The 22883-nt window shown below is 42.7% G+C and carries 18 protein-coding genes; 7 read left to right on the forward strand and 11 right to left on the reverse strand.

Going from position 1 to position 22883, the window contains the following annotated elements:
- Positions 1 to 62 precede the first annotated feature (62 nt).
- Positions 63 to 974: a bestrophin family protein gene (locus tag FTV12_RS02710; protein ID WP_166136623.1), complete on the forward strand. Its 912-nt coding sequence runs from the start codon at positions 63 to 65 to the stop codon at positions 972 to 974.
- Between the two features lie 117 nt (positions 975 to 1091).
- Here FTV12_RS02710 and FTV12_RS02715 read toward each other — a convergent pair whose 3' ends face one another.
- The 4 genes from FTV12_RS02715 to putA form a co-directional block, all read right to left on the reverse strand.
- A complete protein-coding gene (locus FTV12_RS02715) occupies positions 1092 to 1655 on the reverse strand; it encodes a lecithin retinol acyltransferase family protein (RefSeq protein ID WP_125278319.1) in 564 nt (187 codons plus the stop codon).
- Between the two features lie 380 nt (positions 1656 to 2035).
- Positions 2036 to 2260 carry a hypothetical protein gene (locus FTV12_RS02720; protein WP_004786091.1) on the reverse strand — a complete coding sequence of 75 codons (225 nt, stop codon included), beginning with the start codon at positions 2258 to 2260 and terminating at the stop codon, positions 2036 to 2038.
- 242 nt (positions 2261 to 2502) lie between these two features.
- On the reverse strand, positions 2503 to 3585 hold the full coding sequence (trmA, locus tag FTV12_RS02725; RefSeq protein ID WP_179992323.1) for a tRNA (uridine(54)-C5)-methyltransferase TrmA: 1083 nt from the start codon (positions 3583 to 3585) through the stop codon (positions 2503 to 2505).
- A gap of 179 nt (positions 3586 to 3764) precedes the next feature.
- Complete coding sequence (gene putA, locus FTV12_RS02730) at positions 3765 to 7517, reverse strand: trifunctional transcriptional regulator/proline dehydrogenase/L-glutamate gamma-semialdehyde dehydrogenase (protein WP_179992324.1); 3753 nt, start codon at positions 7515 to 7517, stop codon at positions 3765 to 3767.
- Between the two features lie 118 nt (positions 7518 to 7635).
- Between putA and FTV12_RS02735 the strand changes: the two genes are divergently transcribed.
- A complete protein-coding gene (locus FTV12_RS02735; protein ID WP_004786082.1) occupies positions 7636 to 8133 on the forward strand; it encodes an Lrp/AsnC ligand binding domain-containing protein in 498 nt (165 codons plus the stop codon).
- A gap of 54 nt (positions 8134 to 8187) precedes the next feature.
- Here the strand turns inward: FTV12_RS02735 and putP are convergent, their stop codons facing one another.
- A complete protein-coding gene (gene putP / locus FTV12_RS02740; protein ID WP_179992325.1) occupies positions 8188 to 9702 on the reverse strand; it encodes a sodium/proline symporter PutP in 1515 nt (504 codons plus the stop codon).
- A gap of 413 nt (positions 9703 to 10115) precedes the next feature.
- On the opposite strand from putP, the gene aspA reads away from it, so the two are divergent.
- From aspA to FTV12_RS02765, 5 genes are all read left to right on the forward strand, one after another.
- A complete protein-coding gene (gene aspA, locus FTV12_RS02745; protein WP_180033478.1) occupies positions 10116 to 11564 on the forward strand; it encodes an aspartate ammonia-lyase in 1449 nt (482 codons plus the stop codon).
- A gap of 124 nt (positions 11565 to 11688) precedes the next feature.
- A complete protein-coding gene (locus FTV12_RS02750; RefSeq protein ID WP_179992327.1) occupies positions 11689 to 12048 on the forward strand; it encodes a hypothetical protein in 360 nt (119 codons plus the stop codon).
- Positions 12049 to 12172: 124 nt separating this feature from the next.
- On the forward strand, positions 12173 to 15634 hold the full coding sequence (mfd, locus tag FTV12_RS02755) for a transcription-repair coupling factor (protein ID WP_179992328.1): 3462 nt from the start codon (positions 12173 to 12175) through the stop codon (positions 15632 to 15634).
- 226 nt (positions 15635 to 15860) lie between these two features.
- On the forward strand, positions 15861 to 16295 hold the full coding sequence (locus FTV12_RS02760) for an HIT domain-containing protein (protein ID WP_004786072.1): 435 nt from the start codon (positions 15861 to 15863) through the stop codon (positions 16293 to 16295).
- Positions 16296 to 16352: 57 nt separating this feature from the next.
- Positions 16353 to 17843, forward strand: coding sequence for an adenylate/guanylate cyclase domain-containing protein (locus FTV12_RS02765; RefSeq protein ID WP_159122747.1), 1491 nt, complete (start codon positions 16353 to 16355; stop codon positions 17841 to 17843).
- 74 nt (positions 17844 to 17917) lie between these two features.
- Here FTV12_RS02765 and fdx read toward each other — a convergent pair whose 3' ends face one another.
- From fdx to FTV12_RS02795, 6 genes are all read right to left on the reverse strand, one after another.
- A complete protein-coding gene (gene fdx, locus FTV12_RS02770) occupies positions 17918 to 18256 on the reverse strand; it encodes an ISC system 2Fe-2S type ferredoxin (RefSeq protein ID WP_034702567.1) in 339 nt (112 codons plus the stop codon).
- A 15-nt stretch (positions 18257 to 18271) separates the two neighbouring features.
- The gene (gene hscA, locus FTV12_RS02775; protein WP_179992329.1) at positions 18272 to 20131 is read right to left on the reverse strand and encodes a Fe-S protein assembly chaperone HscA; all 1860 of its coding nucleotides are present in this window, start codon (positions 20129 to 20131) and stop codon (positions 18272 to 18274) included.
- Positions 20132 to 20170: 39 nt separating this feature from the next.
- Positions 20171 to 20686: a Fe-S protein assembly co-chaperone HscB gene (gene hscB, locus FTV12_RS02780; RefSeq protein WP_104426170.1), complete on the reverse strand. Its 516-nt coding sequence runs from the start codon at positions 20684 to 20686 to the stop codon at positions 20171 to 20173.
- A 131-nt stretch (positions 20687 to 20817) separates the two neighbouring features.
- The gene (gene iscA / locus FTV12_RS02785) at positions 20818 to 21138 is read right to left on the reverse strand and encodes an iron-sulfur cluster assembly protein IscA (RefSeq protein WP_004786063.1); all 321 of its coding nucleotides are present in this window, start codon (positions 21136 to 21138) and stop codon (positions 20818 to 20820) included.
- 36 nt (positions 21139 to 21174) lie between these two features.
- Positions 21175 to 21561: a Fe-S cluster assembly scaffold IscU gene (iscU, locus tag FTV12_RS02790; protein WP_004786061.1), complete on the reverse strand. Its 387-nt coding sequence runs from the start codon at positions 21559 to 21561 to the stop codon at positions 21175 to 21177.
- Positions 21562 to 21665: 104 nt separating this feature from the next.
- Positions 21666 to 22883: an IscS subfamily cysteine desulfurase gene (locus FTV12_RS02795; protein ID WP_166136649.1), complete on the reverse strand. Its 1218-nt coding sequence runs from the start codon at positions 22881 to 22883 to the stop codon at positions 21666 to 21668.

Below are 22883 nucleotides of genomic sequence, written 5' to 3' on the forward strand. Positions count from 1 at the left end.
AGCGAAATCCCTAAAAAGCCCAACTCCGGTTGGGCTTTTTCAATCGTGGCAGGAAAGAATGAATGATTGTTCGTGATAAAAGTAATAGCTTTAGTCTGCTGTTTGCATGGCATGGCACAATTTTGCCTAAAGTTCTGCCTGCCTTGGGGCTGGTAATTTTTCTTTCAGGCTTGCTGGTCTATCTGCGTCAGGCGCATTTTTTTAGCTTTCCTGCAGTGCCGGCCATAGGCTTTACCATCTTCGGGGTGATTCTGTCGATTTTTCTCAGCTTTCGTAACACCGCCTGTTATGACCGTTGGTGGGAAGGGCGCAAGCTGTGGGGAGCGCTGATTGCTACGACACGTCATTTATGCCGTGATAGCTATGTCCTTGATGATCAGTCACGTGAAATCCTGTTGTATCGAATGATGCTGTTTACTCATTTATTACGTGACCGTTTGAGACAGAAGCAGCAAAGTATTCAGCATTACCAAGCCCACACTAATTTTGAAGTTGCTGCATTTGATCAATTGCCCACGCATATCAATGCATCACAATGGGTACTGGAACAAATCCAGAAAGATTTGGTTCTGCTCTATAAACAAGGCAAGATTACAGACATTATTTATAACAATCTGAATCAGCATACAGTGGCTTTAGGCGATATACAGGCGGGTTGTGACCGGATCCTGTCGACGCCGTTACCATTTTCCTATTCGGTGCTGTTGCATCGTGCTGTTTATTCTTTCTGTTTTATCCTGCCATTTAGTCTGGAAGCCAGTCTTGGTTTATGGACTCCGATTCTAGTCGGCCTGATTGCCTATATGCTGTTAGGGTTAGATGAACTGAGTGCGGAACTGGAAGAGCCTTTTGGATTTCAGGATAATGATCTGCCTTTAGACTCTATTGTAAGATTGATCGAACGTGAAACCCTGAGTTCTTTAGGACAAGAATTACCTGAAGCGATTAAAGCTAAAAAAGCTTATTTAACTTAGGTTTAAACTGATTTTATTGAAAAGCTAATCATTAAATAAATTAAATGAAAATCATCTTATTTTTAAATTATTTTTGAGTGGCTGGCTTAAAAATTTTAAAAGCAAGAAACTATGACCCTAGCGATGTTTTAAATGATTGCCAAGATCTGGGCTATTGTTTTTAACCTGCTCATGTAGCTCACGATATTGCTCTAAACGTTGTTTGGCCTTGTCACGTAGCTTTTTCTTGATATAGAGAGCTAGAGCGAAACAGGTGGTCGTCAAGGTCAGGAAAAGGCTATTCATAAAGCTCATCATGGAGCTGATATAACCGATCGTCGTCAGGCGATTCATCATCTGAATGACTTGTGGGCTGCTTTCTACACCAGTGATTGCCCAGGTACAGAGATGTTCACAATTATTGATAATCAGGTGATAGTTATTTTCATGCATTCTGGAACGCATACGACGAACCACTTTACGGCCTTTGTATTTTGCTGAGGCATAATACTGGATCTGAATCGGTTTGCCATTGCTGAATTTCTCAATTGAGGTGATTTCAATTGGATGCTTTTTAAATAAATGTGCAAAACCGGAATAGTGGATGACACGACCACGCCCGGCATAAATCCCGTGATGAGTATAACCGAAATGTTTAACCATAAGATGCGCACCTATGGGAAACCGTTTAGTTCGCTGCATGTAAAGATTAAGCCATTTAATAACAAGTGTATTTTAAACAGCAAGTGTACTGTTTTTTTGTGAATTAATCGATGTTTTAGAACTTAATTCTATCCAGAATTCGTTGTCTAGACAGTCATCCTTAAATTTCTCGAACCTTATAAATGCTGTATGTGAACTGATTGGATAGATCTAAAATTATAATGTTTAAATAGCCTAAGCAAATATGAAAAGTCATTTATCTGCATATTTGAAAAGAAATAAAGATATAGACACTTAGGTTTAGATAGAAGGAGTAGGTTCCACCTGATTAAAAGCAAAGAAGGGTAGGCAAAAATCCAAATGATAGATATAAAAAAGCATTTGCGTATGCAAATGCTTTTTATCAAGACCTAAGCTGCTTATTGCAGCGGCAGGTGCTGAAGTTCATTGAGTTCTTTACGGCTATAACCGCGAGAAGCTAGAACTTTTTTGATTCCGATAATGATATCTTCATCAGTTGCTTTAGACAGTGCTTCAAGGAGCTGTTCATTTGTCTTGCAAGAGCAATCATTTTCAACACAAGCAATCTGGTTCTTGTGTTCATTTTGTTGTTCATCTGAAAACAACTTCTGCCAGAAACTCATAGAGCCTTCATACACAACCTAACATAGGGTGAAATATATCCAATTTAATAAATAAAGCAATAGGACCTATGTGATAAAAGCAGCAGTCAGTATTTTAAATTTTCGATTGCAGAAGACATTTTGAACGATATTATTTGATTGAAACAAGATAATTCATGCATAAGTTACTAATTTTATATATAAAAAATGGAGCTAACAAAAGCTCCATTTATGTAACAAAAAAATAAATTGAAACAATATTTTTAGCGTTTTTCCAGCAGTACGCCTGACTCTACATGGTGGGTATAAGGAAACTGATCGAACAAGGCAAACTTGGTAATTTTATGGGTTTGGGACAATTGTTTCAGATTGTCGTGTAATGTGTCCGGATTGCAAGAAATGTAGATGATTCGTTCAAAGCGCTGTAGCAGTTTCAGTGTTTCATCATCGATCCCTGCACGTGGGGGATCGACGAATACCGTATCGAAGTCATAAGTTGACAGGTCAATATTGGCTTCTTGCAGACGGCGGAAAGTACGTTCACCATTAAAAGCTTGCGTAAATTCTTCAGCAGATAGACGTGCTACCTGAATATTGTCGATACCGTTCTGCTCGATATTCCATTCAGCCGCATACACAGATGACTTGGCCAATTCAGTTGCCAATGCACGACGGAAACGGGTAGACAATGGCAGGGTAAAGTTACCATTGCCACAATACAGCTCTAACAGATCTTTGTCAGATTGCTGCGCGGCATTACATGCCCATTCCAGCATTTTCTGGCAGACTTGCGCATTCGGCTGGGTGAAGCTGCTTTCGATCTGTTTGTACTGATATTTACGGTCAAATACAGTGAGTTCTTCTACGACAAACTCATCGCTCAAGACAAATTTCTGGCCACGGCTACGACCAATCAGCTTGATCTTCAATTTTTCAGCCAGTGCTTTAGCTGCAGGTTCCCAGCTTTCATCCAGTTTACGGTGATAGATCAGGGAAACCAGTACTTCACCTTTTAGTGTTGCTAGAAAGTGGACTTCAAATAGGCGGTGGCCTAGAGTTGCATCGGCTTTGAAGGCTTCTAGCAATTGCGGCATTAAGTCATTAATACTGCGGTCAGCCACAGGGAATTCATCAATACGGATCACTTTCTTGTTATTGTTCTGATCACGTTCAAACATGGCATAGAACAGGTCATCTTCAGTATGCCAGATCCGGAATTCAGCACGCATGCGATAGTACTGTTCAGGCGACTCAAATACTTCAAGGGCAGGTGGTTGATATTCGGCAAATTGCACGCTAATGCGTTCAACTTTGACATCCAGTTGTTGCTGATAAGATGAGGTCATATGCAGTAAAAAATCGCAAATATTTTGAAAGCCAAGATGGTAGCAAAAATTTGCTGTTCTGCCTAAGGCTATTCAGGGAAACAGGCTGGAAAAGCTGTTAAAAAAAGGCCAAATCTTCAAAGGGGAGAGATTTGACCATAAGAGGAAAGGGATTAAAATAATTTAAGTACTAAAGCTGTTTATAGGCCTGACATGGTCATGAGACTAGCATTACCACCTGCAGCTGCGGTATTGATACTGATTGCATGTTCAATCACGAAACGCTCCACTGGAATCTCATAATTTCCAGAGCTTAAATGCGTGATACCTACAATAGCTCCTTGTCGTCTTGTAATACGTTGCTGCAAATCCATCAATGCAGTGGTCTCGCCATGATGCAGTACAGCCTCAAAATCACCTGATTCAATATCTTTGATAACTTTAATAGCTTTCACCACACTCGCGGGCATGCTTTGCAGATACTTGAGTATAAAAGTATTGTCTGCGAGTACGGCCGGGCGGCTACCAACCGATAAGATCGCCAAGATTTGCTGAATCTGATCCATATCATTTTCTGCTAGAGAGAGCACACTCTCACGCGGCAAGATCATGTACTGGTTTTCTTCACCCGTTGGACCTTGCAGGCTAAAGCTATGTCCCGTTGCAATCTGAGCAGGAGCTTGCAAAGAAACCCGTGGAAAAGTCTTGCTTACCCAATCCTTAAAATCTTGCGACACCGGATTTTTAAGTAGTGCCTGAGCAGACTGCATCGCATAAGGCTGAGCCAGTTTCTTCTCAGACACCTGATGCATTAAACGGTAGATATAAAGTGGACCACCGGCTTTCGGACCAGTCCCAGACAGACCTTCACCACCAAAGGGCTGTACACCCACCACAGCACCGACAATATTTCGGTTGATATACAAGTTCCCGACATGTGCTTTTGAAATTACAGTCTGCATGGTTTCATCGATCCGGGTATGTAGGCCCATAGTCAGGCCATATCCTTTGCTGTTGATCTGATCTAGTAGTTGTGGCAGCTCGCCGGCTTTATAGCTAATCAGATGTAGTACTGGACCAAAGATTTCACGCTCAAGATCATTTAAATTCGGCAGTTCAATCAAGGTCGGTGGAATAAAAGTCCCTTGAGCCAGATCAGAAGCATCTTGATTAAACATCAGCTGATGAACTTGATGACCTTTACTGCGCATCTGATCAATATGTTTCTGGATATTCTGCTGTGCTTCGGCATCAATCACTGGACCAATATCGGTTTTGAGTAGAACCGGATTGCCGACACGTAGCTGTTGCATGGCTCCTTGTAGCATCTTACGCACAGTATCCAGATTGTCTTCCTGCACACAGAGTACACGCAGGGCAGAACAGCGCTGACCAGCACTATCAAAAGCTGAGTTAACTACATCCAGCACAACCTGTTCGGTGAGCGCTGATGAATCTACGATCATGGCATTCTGACCACCAGTTTCGGCAATTAAAGTGACGCTTTCGCCAAACTGATTCAGTCGTTCTGCTACGGTCTTCTGTAGAATTTTTGCTACTTCAGTAGAACCGGTAAACATGATGCCTTGGATGCGTGAATCTTGGCTGAGTTGAGCTCCAATGGTTTCACCACGACCCGGTAATAATTGCAGTACATCTTGTGGAATACCCGCTTCCCAGAGAATCTGCACAGCTTGAGCGGCAATCAACGGAGTCTGTTCAGCAGGTTTTGCGATGACTGTATTGCCAGCAACCAATGCCGCCGAAATCTGTCCGGTAAAGATCGCTAACGGGAAGTTCCAAGGACTAATGCAGAGTACAGTTCCTAAAGGCTGAATATGTACATCATTAGACAGGTCCAGCATCTGGCCAGCATAATAGCGCAGGAAGTCAATTGCTTCGCGAACTTCCGCAATCGCATTGGCATAAGTTTTACCGGCTTCACGAGACAGAAGGACCATCAGTGGTAACAGACGTTCCTGCATCAGGTCAGCGGCTTTATTGAGACAGGCAGCACGTTCATTCTTTGGCAAGTTGCTCCAGAAACTTTGTGCATTTACGGCCTGAGTCAGGGCTATTTCAGCCTGTTCAGTCGTTGCTTCATATACAGTACCCACCACATCTTGATGCTGGGCTGGGTTGATAATCTGTACAGGATGACTGTTAATTTCTGAGAAAGCAGTACCCATTGCAGCAGCCTGGAATTGGCTATTCGCCAAGTCAGTTGCAACTTCATTTAAGGCTTGCAGGTCTGCGTCACTGGCCAGATCCAAACCGGACGAATTTGGACGCAGAGCACCGTATAAATCTTTTGGATAAGGAATCTGCGGGTGTTTGGCACCTAAGGCATTTTCTTGTTGAGCTGCTTTTAAAATGGTTTGACGCGGATTCTCAATTAGGTCTTCGACTTTTAAACTCTTGTCAGCAATGCGATTGACGAAAGAGGTATTCGCGCCATTTTCTAGCAAGCGACGAACCAGATAGGCCAGTAGGGTTTCATGGTTACCGACCGGCGCATAGATCCGGCATGGAATACCAAGTTTACCAGCCGCTTTATCACCTACCACATTTTCATATAGCGGTTCACCCATGCCATGCAGACATTGGAATTCGTATTGACCGGCATAATAGCGGTCTGGATTAGCGAGCTGATAAATCGTGGCAACAGTCTGCGCATTATGTGTCGCAAATTGTGGGTAAATATAGTCCGGTTCTGCCAGTAGTTTACGTGCGCAGGCAATATAGGATAGGTCAGTATGCACTTTACGGGTAAATACCGGATAATCAGACATACCTTCGATCTGGGCTTTCTTGATCTCGCTATCCCAATACGCACCTTTCACCAGACGAATCATCAGGCGTTTCTGGCTGCGTTTAGCCAGATCAATGATGTAATCCACGACATAGAAGCAGCGTTTCTGGTAGGCCTGAATCACAAAACCAATGCCTTTCCAGTTATCGAGTTCAGGTTCAAAACACAAGCGTTCTAAAAGCTCTAAGGAAATTTCCAGACGCTCAGTTTCTTCGGCATCAATATTCAGGCCGATATTATAGTTTTTCGCCAGAACTGCCAGATTCAGTACCTTGCTATACAGTTCATCATTCACACGATCCATTTGTGAACGTTGATAACGTGGATGCAGTGCAGACAGTTTGATGGAAATACCGGGACCGTTATAAACATCCTTATCTGTTGATGCCTTGCCGATAGCATGAATGGCGTCTTGATAGTCCTGATAATAACGCTCCGCATCTGGATCGGTCAGCGCTGCTTCACCAAGCATGTCATAAGAATATTGGAAACCTTTATCTTCTAGTCGTTCTGCATTTTTCAGGGCTTCATCAATGGTTTCGCCAGTGACAAACTGCTCACCCATCATGCGCATTGCGACGTCCACCGCTTTACGGATGATGCCACGGCCACTACGTGCTAAAAGACCGGTTAATAAACTCGACAGGCTTTTCTGCTGTGGAGTTTCCATCAGCTTTCCAGTGAGCATTAACCCCCAAGCCGCAGCATTCACAAACATCAGCTGGCTTTGACCAAGATGTTCTTTCCAGTTGCCCTGATTGATTTTGTCGCGGATCAGTAAGTCACGGGTTGCTGTATCTGGAATACGTAGTAAGGCTTCTGCCAGACACATCAAGGCAATCCCTTCCTGAGAAGAGAGCGAAAATTCCTGAAGCAGTCCTTGTACGATACCGGCTTTACCGCCTGAGCCTTTACGCTCGCGCAGGGAATGTGCCAGATCAAAAGCCAGGCACTGAATTTTATCTGTCAGTTCTGAAGAAATTTCACTATGTTCCAGCAGCGTTTCCATGCACTCGGACTCGGCACGTCGCCATGCGGTATTGATGCGCTGTTCATATTGGTTTTTATCCTTAAATTCAGCAATGTAATTCGATTGCTTCACTGCATTCGAGTGCGAATTCGGGCGTATTGTGGTGGACATAGTGACTTCCTGTACTGCGTCAATCGGTTCTTTGAGTTGAATGAGTTTTAATCTATAATCCCAAAATAATTGACGAATATCTCACTATAGTTTGTATCATTTTTAGAGAATAATTCTAATGAATAGCCCATATTTAAGCCTTGACCGAATAGATATTCGCATCCTTGATTTGCTGCAGTCTGAATCGAAAATTTCCAATATTAAACTGGCAGAGATGGTGAATCTTTCACCAACTGCGGTACTGGCGCGTGTACAAAAACTGACTAAGGAGGGATTTATTCTCGGTTATGAAGCGCGACTTAATCCAATTATGCTGAATAACGGTTTTGTGGTCTTTGTCGAAATTCTGCTGGATAAAACCACACCGAATGTGTTGGAAGAATTTTCCGAGGCGGTACAGCATATTCCCGATATCGTGGAATGTCATATGATTAGTGGCGGTTTTGATTTTGTGGTGAAAATCCGCTGTGCCAATATGGATGAATTCCGAAAAATCTCCGGTGATATTTTGTGGCAATTACCGGGGGTAAAAGAAACCCGTAGTTATCCAGTAATGGAAGTGATCAAGGAAACCCAGCAGATCAAGCTGAAAATGCCGGCTAAAGCTAAGGTATAAATTCAGACAAAACAAAAGGGACACGAAGTCCCTTTTTAATTTGAAATAGAAAGATTATTTATTCATTTCAGCCATTTCTTTCTGATATTCGGCTTTTGCCAGTTCAAAACGATTGACGACATCGTGGTTTGGCGCTTTATCCAATAGGCTCACAATCACGATACTTAGCGCTGCCAGAATAAAGCCCGGGATGATCTCGTACAGACTAGTATCACCCATATAATTTTTCCAGGCAATTACAGTCACGGCGCCCATCACCATTCCGACAATCGCGCCGTTGAGGGTCATACGTTTCCAGAACAGTGAGAAAATGATCAAAGGACCAAAGGCAGCGCCAAAGCCAGCCCAGGCATAAGCCACCAGACCCAGAACTTTACTGTTTGGATTGATGGCCAATGAAATTGCAATCAAGGCAATCACAATCACCATGCCACGACCGACCCAGATCAGTTCTTTTTGCGAAGCATTTTTACGTAGGAAACCCTTATATAAATCTTCAGTCAGGGTAGTCGAGCAGACCAGTAACTGGCAGCTCAATGTACTCATAATCGCAGCCAGAATTGCCGCTAATATGATGCCTGCAATCCAAGGGTTAAACAGGATTTTGGTCAATTCCATAAACACGGTTTCAGGATTCTGGTTGACGATTGCAGCAGCAGGAAGGTCAGGATTTGCTGCAAAATAAGCAATCCCGATATAGCCCGCCGACATTGCACCCACCAGACACAGAATCATCCAGGTCATGCCGATCCGGCGTGCAGTAGGAATAGTTTTGACCGAATCTGCCGCCATAAAGCGCACCAGAATATGTGGCTGACCAAAATAGCCTAAGCCCCAAGCCAAGCTAGAAATAATCGCGACAAAACTTAGGCCTTCCAGCATATTGGATGCATGTGGACGGGCAGTTTCCAGTAGGGTGCCCACCTGTTGAGCGTTATCACCCAATGCCAGATAGGTAATGATGGGTGTAATAAGCAACGCAAAGATCATTAAGCCAGCCTGAAAGGTATCGGTCCAACTGATTGCCAGGAAGCCGCCAATACACACATACAGAATCGTGGCCACTGCACCGAGCCAAAGTGCTGTCGTGTAATCCCAGCCAAACAGGCTTTCGAACAGACGCGCACCTGCGACCATACCGGAAGCACAGTAAATTGCAAAGAACACCAGAATCACAATGGCTGATAGTAAGCGTAAGATTCGTTTCTTATCCGCAAAACGGCTGGTGAAATAATCAGGCAGGGTCAGAGCATTGTTCTGAAATTCAGTATGGGCACGCAGACGGCCAGCTACCAGTAACCAGTTCAGCCAGGCGCCAATAATCAGGCCAATCGCAATCCAGACTTCTGACAGACCGGAAAAATAGATGGCTCCGGGTAAGCCCATCAGCAGCCAGCCACTCATGTCGGATGCACCTGCGGAAAGCGCAGTCACTACACTGCCCAGACTTCGCCCACCCAGAATATATTCATCAAAATTGGACGTCGCACGATAGGCATATAAACCGATCCCAATCATGGCGACGATATAAAACATAAAAGTAATCAGTGTTGGGTTAAGCGAGCTCATAGGCAGAGTATCCTTAAATTTTAAACATCATCATCCGGGATGATTTTTGAACTGCATTCACAGGGCAGTGATTCAAACATGGTTTAAAAATTACACTCTGTAACAGTTGAGCAGCTTTTGTGTATATTTTATGTAAATTAAGAATTTTCTCATATAAATGAAGAATTAGTAGAGGGTTATAAAATACAAAGTTACACATGGTTTTGAAGAAAAATAAATAATTTTAATAAACAGTTAAATTCATTGAACTTTTGTATTTTAATTACACAATTTTACAAAAATAACAACAATCTCGAATTAGACATATTTTGTTTCAAATCCTGCTTAAATCACTTCTATTTGTTTTTAGGGCCTCTCTTCATAGTGAATGAATGCCATTCTGAATGGTGCATCATTGCTAAGAGTAATATGACATGGACAATATGTTGCAAATAGAATCAAGTCGAATTGAACAGGATTTATTGGGGAAAAAACAAATTCCCCAGCACAGCTATTATGGTATTCATACTTTGCGTGCGATTGAGAATTTTCAGATCTCAGGTCTGGCAGTAGGTCAGCAAGCACACTTTATTCGCGCATTGGCGCAAGTTAAAAAAGCAGCAGCACAAACGAATTTACATTTTCAGAAAATATCAGAACAACAAAGTAGTGCTATTCAACAAGCCTGTGATGAATTAATTCATCAACCTCAGGACTGGCAGGAGGCATTTCCGCTTGATCCTTATCAGGGTGGAGCTGGTACTTCTATCAATATGAATGCGAATGAGGTTATTGCAAATCGGGCGCTAGAATTGCTCGGGCATCGTAAAGGCGATTACCATATCCTGCATCCAAATGATCATGTGAATACTTCACAATCAACCAATGATGTCTATCCCACGGCACTACGTCTAGCGACTTATACACGTCTGGATGAACTGCTTCATGTACAAAAATCGTTGATTGATACTTTATATAGCAAGTCATCAGAGTTTCAATATGTGATCAAGATGGGGCGTACCCAGTTACAGGATGCAGTCCCAATGACTCTGGAACAGGAATTCCGTGCTTTCGCAACCTTATTAAAAGAAGACCTGAAGCTGATTGAGCAAATGCGTCAGTTATTGCTGGAAGTGAATCTGGGTGCGACCGCCATTGGAACCGGCGTGAATACTCCAGATGGTTATGCCAAACATGCAGTACAAACTTTAGCGAAAATTACTGGCCTACCTTTAAAAGGCGCGGAAGATTATGTCGAAGCGACCAGCGATTGCGGCGTGTTTATTATTCTATCAAGCAGCCTGAAACGTCTGGCTGTTAAATTATCCAAGATCTGTAATGACTTGCGTCTTTTAAGTTCTGGCCCGCGTACCGGTCTAGCGGAAATCCGTTTGCCAGAATTACAGGCGGGTTCTTCTATCATGCCAGCTAAGGTCAATCCGGTTATTCCAGAAGTAGTCAATCAGATTGCATTTCGTGTGATTGGTAATGACCTGACTGTGACAATGGCAGCAGAAGCAGGGCAATTACAGCTTAATGTTATGGAGCCGGTCATTGCAGTATCCTTAAATGAATCCATCCAATTATTAACTCAAGGTATGAAGACCCTACAACAAAAATGTATTGCCGGGATTCAGGCCAATGAACAGAACTGTTTAAATGCAGTGATGCGCAGTATCGGGATTATCACCTTACTGGAACCACTTTTAGGTCATGCCACTTGTGATGAAATTGGCAAGCAATGTATTCGTGAAAATAAAACTGTACCCGAAGTGGTGCTGGAACTGGGTTTGTTAAGTGAAATTCAGCTGGATGAAATTTTTGCCTTTGAAAATCTGGTTTCAGAAGTCCCAATGATGAATCAATGGGAACAGGTATCCTGAAAGTTTAAGGATGAGCCGAATATAGATTCGTGCTGATTTTAACCATTTGCCTCAAATCCCGTCTGTGGGTTTGGGGCATTTTCATCTAGACTATATCGATGACACAATGAATTGAGTGCATAGCATGTTTGATAAAATCAGCAACTTATTTAAATCAAATAAACCTGATCCGGCTCAGATTTTTCTGGAAGAGAATCATATCCAATATGTAGAAGGGACTGGCTATATTGTGGATGGGATTAATTTAAATCAGGAGCTGGGTGAGCGACTGGAATATTTGTCTAACCGACGCATGAAAACTTTTGATGATTTAAAAGCGCTATATTCAACTGCAATGATCATTAATGAAAAAATTGATCTGGAAATTGCCAATCAGCGTTTTAATGCAAGATTAGGAAATACTGAAGAAAACCTGCTGCAATTCAAAGCAATTGTGAAAAAGTTGAATGACTATTATCGTAACTTTTTACGTGATAAAAAATAACTGAATCATAGGCTGATTTTATCCTATGCAGTCAATCTGTAACGACTGCATAAAAATAACGAAATAGCACCAGATCATCGTGATAGTATAAGCTTCATGTTGTTTAGACTTTAAAGCTATATACATGTTCCAACAAGAAATTTCCCAACTTAATTTAACAAAGCTCAAGGTAGGCGAGAAACGCTGGTTAGGCAATCTGCAAGGCTCGTCTACTGCATTATTGCTGAAAGAAATTATCAAGCAGCAACGATCGCGTCTATTTGTTATTGTTGCGCGTAATAACCAGCATTTGGGTCAACTGGAAAGTGAACTGGAATTTTATGGGATTAAACCGACCATATTTCCAGACTGGGAAATTTTGCCTTATGACCGTCTGTCACCGCATCAGGATATCGTCTCTGAACGTCTGGCAATTTTATCTAATATGCCCCAAGGTGGCGTATTGTTGCTGGCAGCTTCTACATTGGCACAGCGTGTTGCACCTACTTCATGGGTGCTGGGTGAACACTTCGATATTCGAGTCGGGCAAAAGCTGGATCTGGAACAGCAAAAGAAAAAACTGATTCAGGCTGGTTATCATCTGGTCGACACCGTTTATGACCATGGTGAATTTGCAGTTCGCGGTAGCATTATCGATATATATGCTTCAGGTCAGGATGCACCAATCCGGATTGACCTGTTCGATGATGAAATTGAAACCCTGAAATTTTTTGATCCGGAAACGCAACGTACTACGCAAACTCTAGAACAATTTACCGTATTACCTGCACAAGAATTTCCACTGAAGGAGGGTCGTGCTACTTTCCGTGACCGTTATGCAGAATTTTTCCCCACAGCTAATCCAAAGAAAAATCCAATTTATCAGGATGTAATGGATGGCATTGCTTCACCAGGAATTGAGTTCTACCTGCCTTTATTCTTTAGTCATGAAGCGATGCAAGGGCAAAGTACCTTAATTTCATACTTACCAAAGAATGGCATTGTCATTACAGATAAGGCGTTGGAGCAGAGTTTAGAACAGTTCTGGCAGGACGTAACTCGCCGTTATGAAGATCGCTGCCATAATATTGATCAGCCGATTCTGCCGCCTGAAGCACTGTTCTGTCCGACCAATCAGCTTTTAGAACAGCTAAATCAGTTTAGTCGCATCATTGCGGCACAAGAAGCTTTTGATGAGAAAGCCGGCGTGATTAATCTGGATACCCAGTTACCACCACGCTTGCCTGTTGATCCAAAACGTGAAAAGCCCTTTACCGAAGTCAAAAAATATATTGATGCGGCCGATCATCCGGTTTTACTGGTTGCTGAAAGTGCTGGTCGTCGTGAAACCTTAAAAGATGCGCTGCGCCCAAGTCTGGGCGATATTCCGACCGTAGAAAACTTTGATGCTTTTGTCGATTCTCTGCATGCGATTGCGATTACCAGTGCACCATTGGAACGTGGTCTGGTTCTGACAAATCGGATCAGTGTGATCTCGGAAAATCAGCTTTACGAACATCGTGTGGTCCAACGTCGTCGCAAGCGTCAGCAGGAAGTATCAGAAGAATTCCTGATCCGCAGTCTGACCGAGCTAAGCATTGGTGCACCAGTGGTACACATTGATTATGGTGTAGGACGTTATGCAGGCTTAATTACTTTAAGTATCGATGATCAGGACCATGAATTTCTGCAACTGGACTATGCTGAAGGCGCTAAAGTCTATGTGCCGGTGACTAACCTGCATCTGATCAGCCGCTATAGTGGTGGCGATCCAGATCTCGCACCGTTACATAAACTGGGTACGGATGCCTGGAATAAAGCCAAACGTAAGGCTTTGGAACAGATTCATGATGTCGCAGCCGAGTTATTACATATTCAGGCACGTCGTTCATCTAAGCCGGGCATCAGTTTTGAGGTTGATCAAAGTCTGTATATGCAGTTTGCTAGCGGCTTTGCTTATGAAGAAACACCGGATCAGGCCAATGCGATTGAAGCCACACTATATGATATGCAACTGGCAAAACCAATGGACCGTCTGGTCTGTGGTGATGTCGGTTTTGGTAAAACTGAAGTCGCCATGCGGGCAGCCTTTGTCGCAGTTCAAAATAACCGTCAGGTTGCGGTATTAGTGCCTACCACTTTGCTGGCACAACAGCATTATGAATCTTTTAAAGACCGTTTTGCGGACTGGCCAGTTCGGATTGAGGTGCTTTCCCGTTTCGGTTCATCTAAAGCGCATACCAAAACGATTGAGGGTTTAGCGGATGGCAAAGTCGATATTGTCATCGGCACCCATAAGCTTTTACAGGAAAATGTCCAGTTCCATAATCTGGGACTGATGATTGTCGATGAAGAACATCGTTTCGGGGTGCGTGATAAAGAACGTATTAAAGCCTTGCGTGCCGATGTGGATATGCTGACCCTAACAGCAACGCCAATTCCACGTACCCTAAATATGGCCTTTAGTGGTATGCGTGATCTGTCCATTATTGCAACACCACCAGCACGCCGTCTGGCTGTAAAAACTTTTGTGCAGGAACATACCAGCGACACCATTCGAGAGGCGATTCTGCGTGAATTACTGCGTGGTGGTCAGGTCTATTTCCTGCATAATGAAGTCGATACCATTGACCGTGCTGCAGAAAATATCCGGAATCTGGTGCCGGAAGCACGTGTCATTGTGGCCCATGGGCAAATGCGTGAGCGTGAACTGGAGCAGGTGATGCAGCAGTTCTATCACAAGGAATACAATGTTCTGGTGTGCTCGACTATTATCGAGACCGGGATTGATGTACCTAATGCCAATACTATTATTATTGAGCGGGCAGACAAGCTCGGTCTTGCACAGTTACACCAGTTGCGTGGCCGGGTTGGGCGTTCGCATCACCAGGCTTATGCCTATCTGTTAGTGCCATCCCTAAAAGCCTTGAAAGGTGATGCAGAAAAACGTCTGGAAGCGATTCAACGTGCCTCGACTTTGGGTGCAGGCTTTATGCTGGCCACCGAAGATCTGGAAATTCGCGGTGCAGGTGAACTTCTAGGTGAGCAGCAAAGTGGTTCGATGCAGGCGATCGGCTATAGCCTGTATATGGAAATGCTGGAAAAGGCGACTAAAGCGATTCAAAAAGGTAAAACGCCGAATTTTGATGCACCACTGTCTTTAACTGCGGAAATCAACCTGCATATGCCAGCCCTGATTCCGGACGATTATCTGGGTGATGTACATCAGCGCTTGCTGTTCTATAAACGCATCAGTAATACTGATACTCAGGAAAAACTCGATAATATCCGTATGGAACTGATTGACCGTTTTGGCATTCCGCCGCAACCGGTGAAACAATTATTTGCTGTGCATCAGCTACGTCTTAAAGCCGAGCAATTGGGCATCACTAAAATTGACATTGGTGGGCAGGGTGGCCATATCGAATTTGCACCAGATACGCCAGTTCAAGCCATGAGTATTATCCAGATGATGCAGAAACATCCGACATATTTCAGGATGGAAGGCGGTCAGCGATTAAAAGTGATGGTGATGCTGGAAGATTATCAAAAAAGAATCCAGTTCATCAGCGATTTACTGGATAGCCTATTAAAAGAGCTAAATTAATAGTTTTAGATTTTATAGAATATGAATATTCACGCTATATTTCATTTTTATAAATATAGTGTGAATATCAGCTTGTTTTCATATGAAATTATTTAAGCTAATAGTTTGCCGTTTTGTCCTTCACAATTCATACAAAATTGCCCTAAAGCACCCGCTTACAATACTCAGCCGCAATTGTATATGGTAGTATTAGCCATCATTCTAATTTTGCATCATTTATAAAGATATGTTTAGTTTGCATCCACAACTTGCTCAAGATACGTTTTTTGTAGGCGACTTTCCTTTATCAACATGTCGTTTGATGAATGATATGCAATTTCCGTGGTTGATTCTGGTTCCGCGTGTACCAGGCATTACCGAATTATATGAATTGAGCCAAGCTGACCAAGAGCAGTTTTTACGTGAATCAAGCTGGTTATCTAGCCAGTTAGCGCGTGTATTCCGTGCCGACAAAATGAATGTCGCAGCTTTGGGCAATATGGTGCCGCAACTGCATTTTCATCATGTGGTTCGTTATCAAAACGATGTGGCATGGCCTAAGCCGGTATGGGGCACTCCAGCAGTTCCTTATAGCAGTGAAGTATTGGCACATATGCGTCAAACCTTGATGCTGGCTTTACGCGGTCAAGGAGATATGCCATTTGACTGGCGTATGGACTAAGCGTTGACATACATTTTATGGTCCATTCAGGATTTTGGACTTTAAGAGAGTAATTGAGTGCAATTAGACGACTGGATTCATCAGGAACCAAAACAGTTTGAATATTTCCATCGGATGATGGGATATATCATGCTGTCTCTGGTTCTGATCGTCTATCACTACACGGAACCGGACACCAATTACCAGATTTTTGTTCCGTTATTTCTGGCACTGGTTTTGGTGATCACACCGAAATTATCCCGGTGGATGATTTATAAATACGACTATAATTTAAAACGTAATTTCTTCTTTGTTCTAGATGTGATTATCGTATCGGTTGTACTTGCAGCTGTGCATCTGGATCTGGTGTTGTCTCTACTGGCAGTGGTCACATTGCTATATACCGCCATTAATAACAAGATTTCGTTCATGATGGTGTCACTGGCTGGCCTGATTGGCACCATGATCTTTTATCTGTCTACCATTGGCATTTTTGGGTTTACCAGCTATTTCAGTCCCACCAGTACCGAACTCACCGTACTAGGTTTCATCTGTTTGATTACTTATTTTGGTGTCGGAAATTTCTATCAAAGCGGTCGTATGCAATATATGACCCAAAAGAAAAATCATTATTTTGACCAGATGAACCGTTATATGGAATTTGCTAACCAGCTCAGCCGTTATGCGCCAGTGCAGTTATGGCAATCCATCATGAAAGGCGAGTCTGAAGCTAAGATCGAATACAAACGTAAAAAACTCACGATTTTCTTTTCGGATATTCAGGGATTTACAGAGCTTTCTGAAACTCTGATTCCGGATGATTTGGCTTTCCTGTTGAATGACTATTTAAGCCATATGACTGAAATCGCAAAAAAATATGAAGCAACGGTCGATAAGTTCATGGGGGATGCCATCCTGATCTTCTTTGGCGATCCGCACTCTGATGGTGTAGAGCAGGATGCTAAAAATTGTCTGGAAATGGCGATTTCAATGCGTCAGCAAATGAAATTACTACGCGAACGCTGGATTAAAATGGGTTATCCGCCATTACATATCCGTATGGGGATTTCGACCGGTTATTGTCACGTGGGGAACTATGGTGCCAATCACCGTATGGCCTATACCATTGTTGGTCGTGATGCCAATCTGGCTGCACGCTTACAAAGTGCTGCGGAAGTTGATGAAATCCTGATTTCTGAAGATACCCATAACCTGATCAAAAATGATTATCTATGTGCACCTAAAAAGCCAATTTTCCTGAAAGGGATTAAGGCGCCGGTACGCACCTGGCAAGTGATGGAAAAATATGCCTTCCAGAAAGTTGAATATCAGCGCTGGTTTGATTATGAATATAAAGGTTTCCATTTACTGTTAAATCTGGATGAAGTGCAAAACTATGATTATCCAGAGTTGCTGCATGTGCTGGAGAAAATGATTAAACGCATTCAAACCCAACAGCAACTGACCAACTCTCAAGGAATTGTGAAATTAAAACTTGAAGATGAAGTCATTGAACCTTTGTCTGCTGAAGAAGCATTTCGAGCAGCTGAACGATCAAAAGTCATCTAATTTTTATGATTTAAATAAATGATAAAGACCATAAAAAAAACCACGCCTAAGCGTGGTTTTTTGATTGCAGAATCTTAGTGATTTTCTGAAGCATGGTTGATGGTATATTTTGGAATTTCAACTTCCAGATCTTCATCCACAATCTTCACTTGGCAAGACAGACGGGAATCAGGCTCTAAACCCCAAGCACGATCGAGCAGATCAGCTTCGACATCATTCATTTCTTCAAGGCTGTCGAAACCGCGACGAACAATTACGTGGCAAGTGGTACATGCACATGACATATCACACGCATGTTCAATCTTGATTCCGTTTTTCAGCATGCTTTCACATAGATTGGCATCTTGTTCAACTTCAAACTCAGCGCCTTCAGGGCAAATTTGCGCATGTGGAAGAACTTTAATACGTGGCATAGTCTTTACCTTAAATTAGTTTGAGTTTGACCAATCGTCGAGTTTAGTGCCTTTAAGGGCAGCATCAATATGTTGATTCATGCGCAGAGCAGCAAATGCATCACTATGTATTTTAAGCTGTTCTACTGCAGATTCAATGGCTTTGATATCTGTGCCTTGTAGCTCGGACTCAAGTCGTGCTTGCGCAGCAGTCAGTTCTGCCAATTGCTGTTCATTCATCAATTGAGCATCTACTTTCAATGCCTGAACCAGTGCTTCAAGTTCACGTTGTGCTTCCACCTTGGTTTCCTGCAAATGACGAAGATTCTTATCTTCTTCAGCAAACTGATAACCTTCTAACAGCAGACGTTCAGTATCTTCACTCGACAGACCGTAAGATGGTTTGATATCAATTTGTGCAGTCACACCTGAAGTCATTTCTTTGGCAGAAACGGTTAATAAGCCATCCGCATCCACTTGGAAAGTCACTTCAATGCGTGCCTGACCTGCGGTCATTGGTGGAATACCATGCAGGACAAAACGGCCTAAGCTACGGCAATGTTCTACCAGATCACGTTCACCTTGTACCACATGAATCAGCATAGCGGTTTGGCCATCCTGATACGTTGTAAATTCCTGGCGACGTGCAACTGGAATTGCGGTATTGCGTGAAATCAGACGTTCAACCAGACCGCCCATAGTTTCCAGACCAAGAGAAAGTGGAGTCACATCTAATAATAATGATCCATCTTTGCTGTTGCCAATGAGCTGATTCGCTGTAATTGACGCACCAATCGCAACTACTTCATCCGGGTTAATGGTGCACAGAGGTTCTTGGTTAAATACATCACGTACTGCTTTTTGCACGGCATACGAGCGGGTAGAACCACCTACAAGCACCACATTCTGAATATCATCAAGTTCCAGCTTGGCATCACGCATGACACGCTTGCATACGCTGATGGTTTTATCCAAAGCAACCTTGATGATTTCTTCAAAAGTCGGACGATCTAAAGTCAGGCTTTGGTCAAGCAGCTTTAATTCAACTGAGTCAGCATTAGATAATGCTTCTTTAGCTTTACGCGCAGCAGTAATGAAATGCGCATATTCAGCATCATCTAGGGTTTCGATATTAAGCTGTTTTTTAGCCCATTTTAGAATCAGGCGATCCAGATCGTCACCACCCAGAGCAGTATGGCCGCCAGTCGCTAATACTTCGAACACACCTTGAGAGAAACGCAGAATTGAAACGTCAAAGGTACCGCCGCCCAAGTCATAGATCACATAGTTGCGATCTGTGCTCAAGTTAGTTTCCTGATCCAGTCCATAAGCTACCGCAGCAGCCGTTGGTTCATTCAATAAACGCAGAACGTTTAAACCGGCCAGTTGCGCGGCATCACGTGTTGCCTGGCGTTGTGCTTCATCAAAGTATGCAGGAACCGTAATCACGGCACCATTAATCTCATTTTTTAAGCTGGCTTCAGCACGTTCTTTAAGCTGCTTTAAAATTTCCGCAGAAATCTCAACTGGCGTTTTACGTCCTTGCGCAGTTTCAAATGCCGGCATTTCATTCGCTTCGCCCACCAAGGCATAAGGATGCTGGAATTTAATATCTGCTTGGGAGCGACCCATAAAACGTTTTACGGATACAATCGTATTTTTAGGATCGGTGGTAATAAAAGGTTTGGCGTCATCGCCATATTCAGTGCTTTGTGCTGCATAATGAACGATAGAAGGAAGTAACACACGACCTTGTTCATCTTTGAGTACTTTGGCTTGACCTGAAAGAACCGTGGCAACCAAAGAGTGGGTGGTGCCTAAATCGATACCAATCGCAATGCGGTGTTCATGTGGTGCACTTGATTGACCTGGTTCTGCAATCTGCAAGAGAGCCATAGTGTTACATCCTTTGCACGTTAAAATTAAATAGAAAAATTAAAATTCATCATCAAGATCAAAGCTGTCATCATCTAGGAAACGGTCTTCCGCTTTGTCGATGTCTGCCATGACTTTAACAAAGAAACGCAGTTTACGCACGGTATCGCGAGCTTCACTCCAGTCTTCATCTTCATAGTCGATTTTGAACTCACGAACCAGACCATCAATCCATTGCTGAACTTCAACTTTCAGAGAGGAAAGATCTTCAGCCGATGAGGCTTCATCTAATTGTTCGCGAATTTCCAGCGCATCCTGAAGAAATTCAAAATCGCTAATAGACTGATCCAGATGATAGTCTTGTTTTTTTAAAGACAGTAAATAAGCTGCACGGCTATCAACCGCTGACAAAGCCTTGAATGCCTGGTTGATCTCGCTTGATTTAATCAAAGCCTGATCTTTATCTTCAGCTTTATCGGGGTGATATTGTTGCTGCAACTTTAAAAACTCTGCTTTTAAAGTGGCTAAATCAATATCGAGTGCTACAGGAAGATTGAACAACTCAAAATGATTCATGGGAGATAGAGTCCGCGATTAATATGCAAAAATGATTAAGCTTGATGACAATTAAAATAACTGCCTAAATGCAATTAAAACAGTGTATTTCACACTGTTTTAATGCTGAAAAAAGAGAATTATTGCTGCAATCAGACAGTGAATGACTCACCACAACCACATTCGCCTTTTTTATTTGGATTGTTAAATTCGAAGCCTTCGTTCAAGCCGTTTTTTACGTAGTCCATTTCTAGACCTTCGAGATACACCAGACTTTTTGGATCTACGAAAACTTTAACACCAAACTGTTCAAAGACCTGGTCATGAGTATCGACTTCGTCGACAAACTCAAGAACATAAGCAAGACCAGAACAGCCTGAAGTTTTCACACCAACACGAATGCCTTCACCCTTACCGCGACTTTTGAGGTAATTGCTGATATGAGTTGCTGCATTTTCAGTTAAGTGGATCATGAAAACTCCGTGAATCTTTCTTCAAAAAACGAATGATTAAGCTTTAGACTTCTTGTTGCGGTAGTCTTCAACAGCCGCTTTAATTGCATCTTCAGCCAGTACAGAGCAGTGCACTTTTACTGGTGGAAGAGCCAATTCATTTGCGATATCAATGTTTTTGATTGCTTGTGCTTGGTCTAAGGTTTTACCTTTTAACCATTCAGTCACTAATGAACTGGATGCAATTGCAGAACCGCAACCATAAGTTTTAAAACGTGCTTCTTCAATCACGCCTTCATCATTTACCTGGATCTGTAAACGCATTACGTCACCACAAGCAGGTGCACCGACCATACCAGTACCAACGTTTTCTGCATTTTTGTCTAAAACACCAACGTTACGTGGGTTTTCGTAATGATCAATTACTTTTTCGCTATAAGCCATGTTGCTTCTCCAAAACTCGGGGTCAGCCTTAATATAAATATGGGGATTAAAAATTTTTTATCAATGAGATAGCAGTGTAAATACAACTATCTCAGAGTCAAAAATTAGTGCTCAGCCCATTCAACTGTAGAAAGGTCGATACCTTCTTTGTACATATCCCAAAGCGGAGAAAGTTCACGTAATTTCTCAACAGCAGCTTTAGTGATATTTAAAACGTGATCGATATCTTCTTCAGTGGTGTACTTACCAAAGCTGAAGCGGATCGAACTGTGTGCAAGCTCATCAGAAAGACCTAATGCACGAAGTACATAAGATGGTTCAAGTGTTGCAGATGTACATGCTGAACCTGAAGATACGGCTGCATCTTTCAGTGCCATCATCAATGATTCACCTTCAACAAAATTGAAACTTACGTTTAAGTAGTTTGCAACGTTTTGAGTTGGGTGACCGTTCAGGAATACCTGTTCAAGACCTTGTAAGCCATTCCAAAGCTTGTCACGAAGGACACGTAAACGAGCTTGTTCAGACTGTAAATTTTTGCCTGCAAGTTCAAATGCTTCACCCATACCAACGATCTGGTGAGTTGCAAGAGTACCAGAACGCATACCACGTTCATGACCGCCACCATGCATTTGTGCTTTTAGACGTACACGTGGTGAACGACGTACGAACAGGGCACCAATACCTTTAGGACCATAGATTTTATGTGCAGAGAAGCTCATCAAATCGACTTTCAATTGAGAAAGATCGATTTCAACTTTACCCGCAGCCTGTGCAGCATCAACGTGGAAGAAAATCTTTTTCGCGCGGGTGATTTCACCAATCGCAGCAACATCAGTTGTCGTACCGATTTCGTTGTTTACCATCATCAGGGAAACAAGAATGGTATCCGGACGAATCGCTGCTTCAACCATTTCTGGGGTAATTAAGCCAGTTTTTGGTTGCGGCTCAAGATAAGTAATCTCAAAACCTTCAGACTCTAGCTCACGACAAGTATCCAAAATTGCTTTATGTTCAATTTTAGAAGTGATGATGTGTTTGCCTTTAGATGCATAGAACTGAGCCACACCTTTCAATGCAAGGTTGTCAGATTCAGTTGCACCTGAAGTCCATACGATTTCACGCGGATCAGCTTTTACTAAATTCGCCACTTGTTCACGGGCGTATTCAACTTTTTCTTCCGCTTGCCAGCCATAAGCATGTGAACGAGATGCTGCATTACCGAAGGTGCCTTCGAAAGTTAAGCATTCCATCATACGTTCTGCAACTTGAGGATCTACCGGAGTTGTTGCTGCATAGTCAAGATAAATCGGACGTTTCAT

The sequence above is a fragment of the Acinetobacter sp. YH12233 genome (assembly GCF_013417725.1).
Classification (GTDB): domain Bacteria; phylum Pseudomonadota; class Gammaproteobacteria; order Pseudomonadales; family Moraxellaceae; genus Acinetobacter.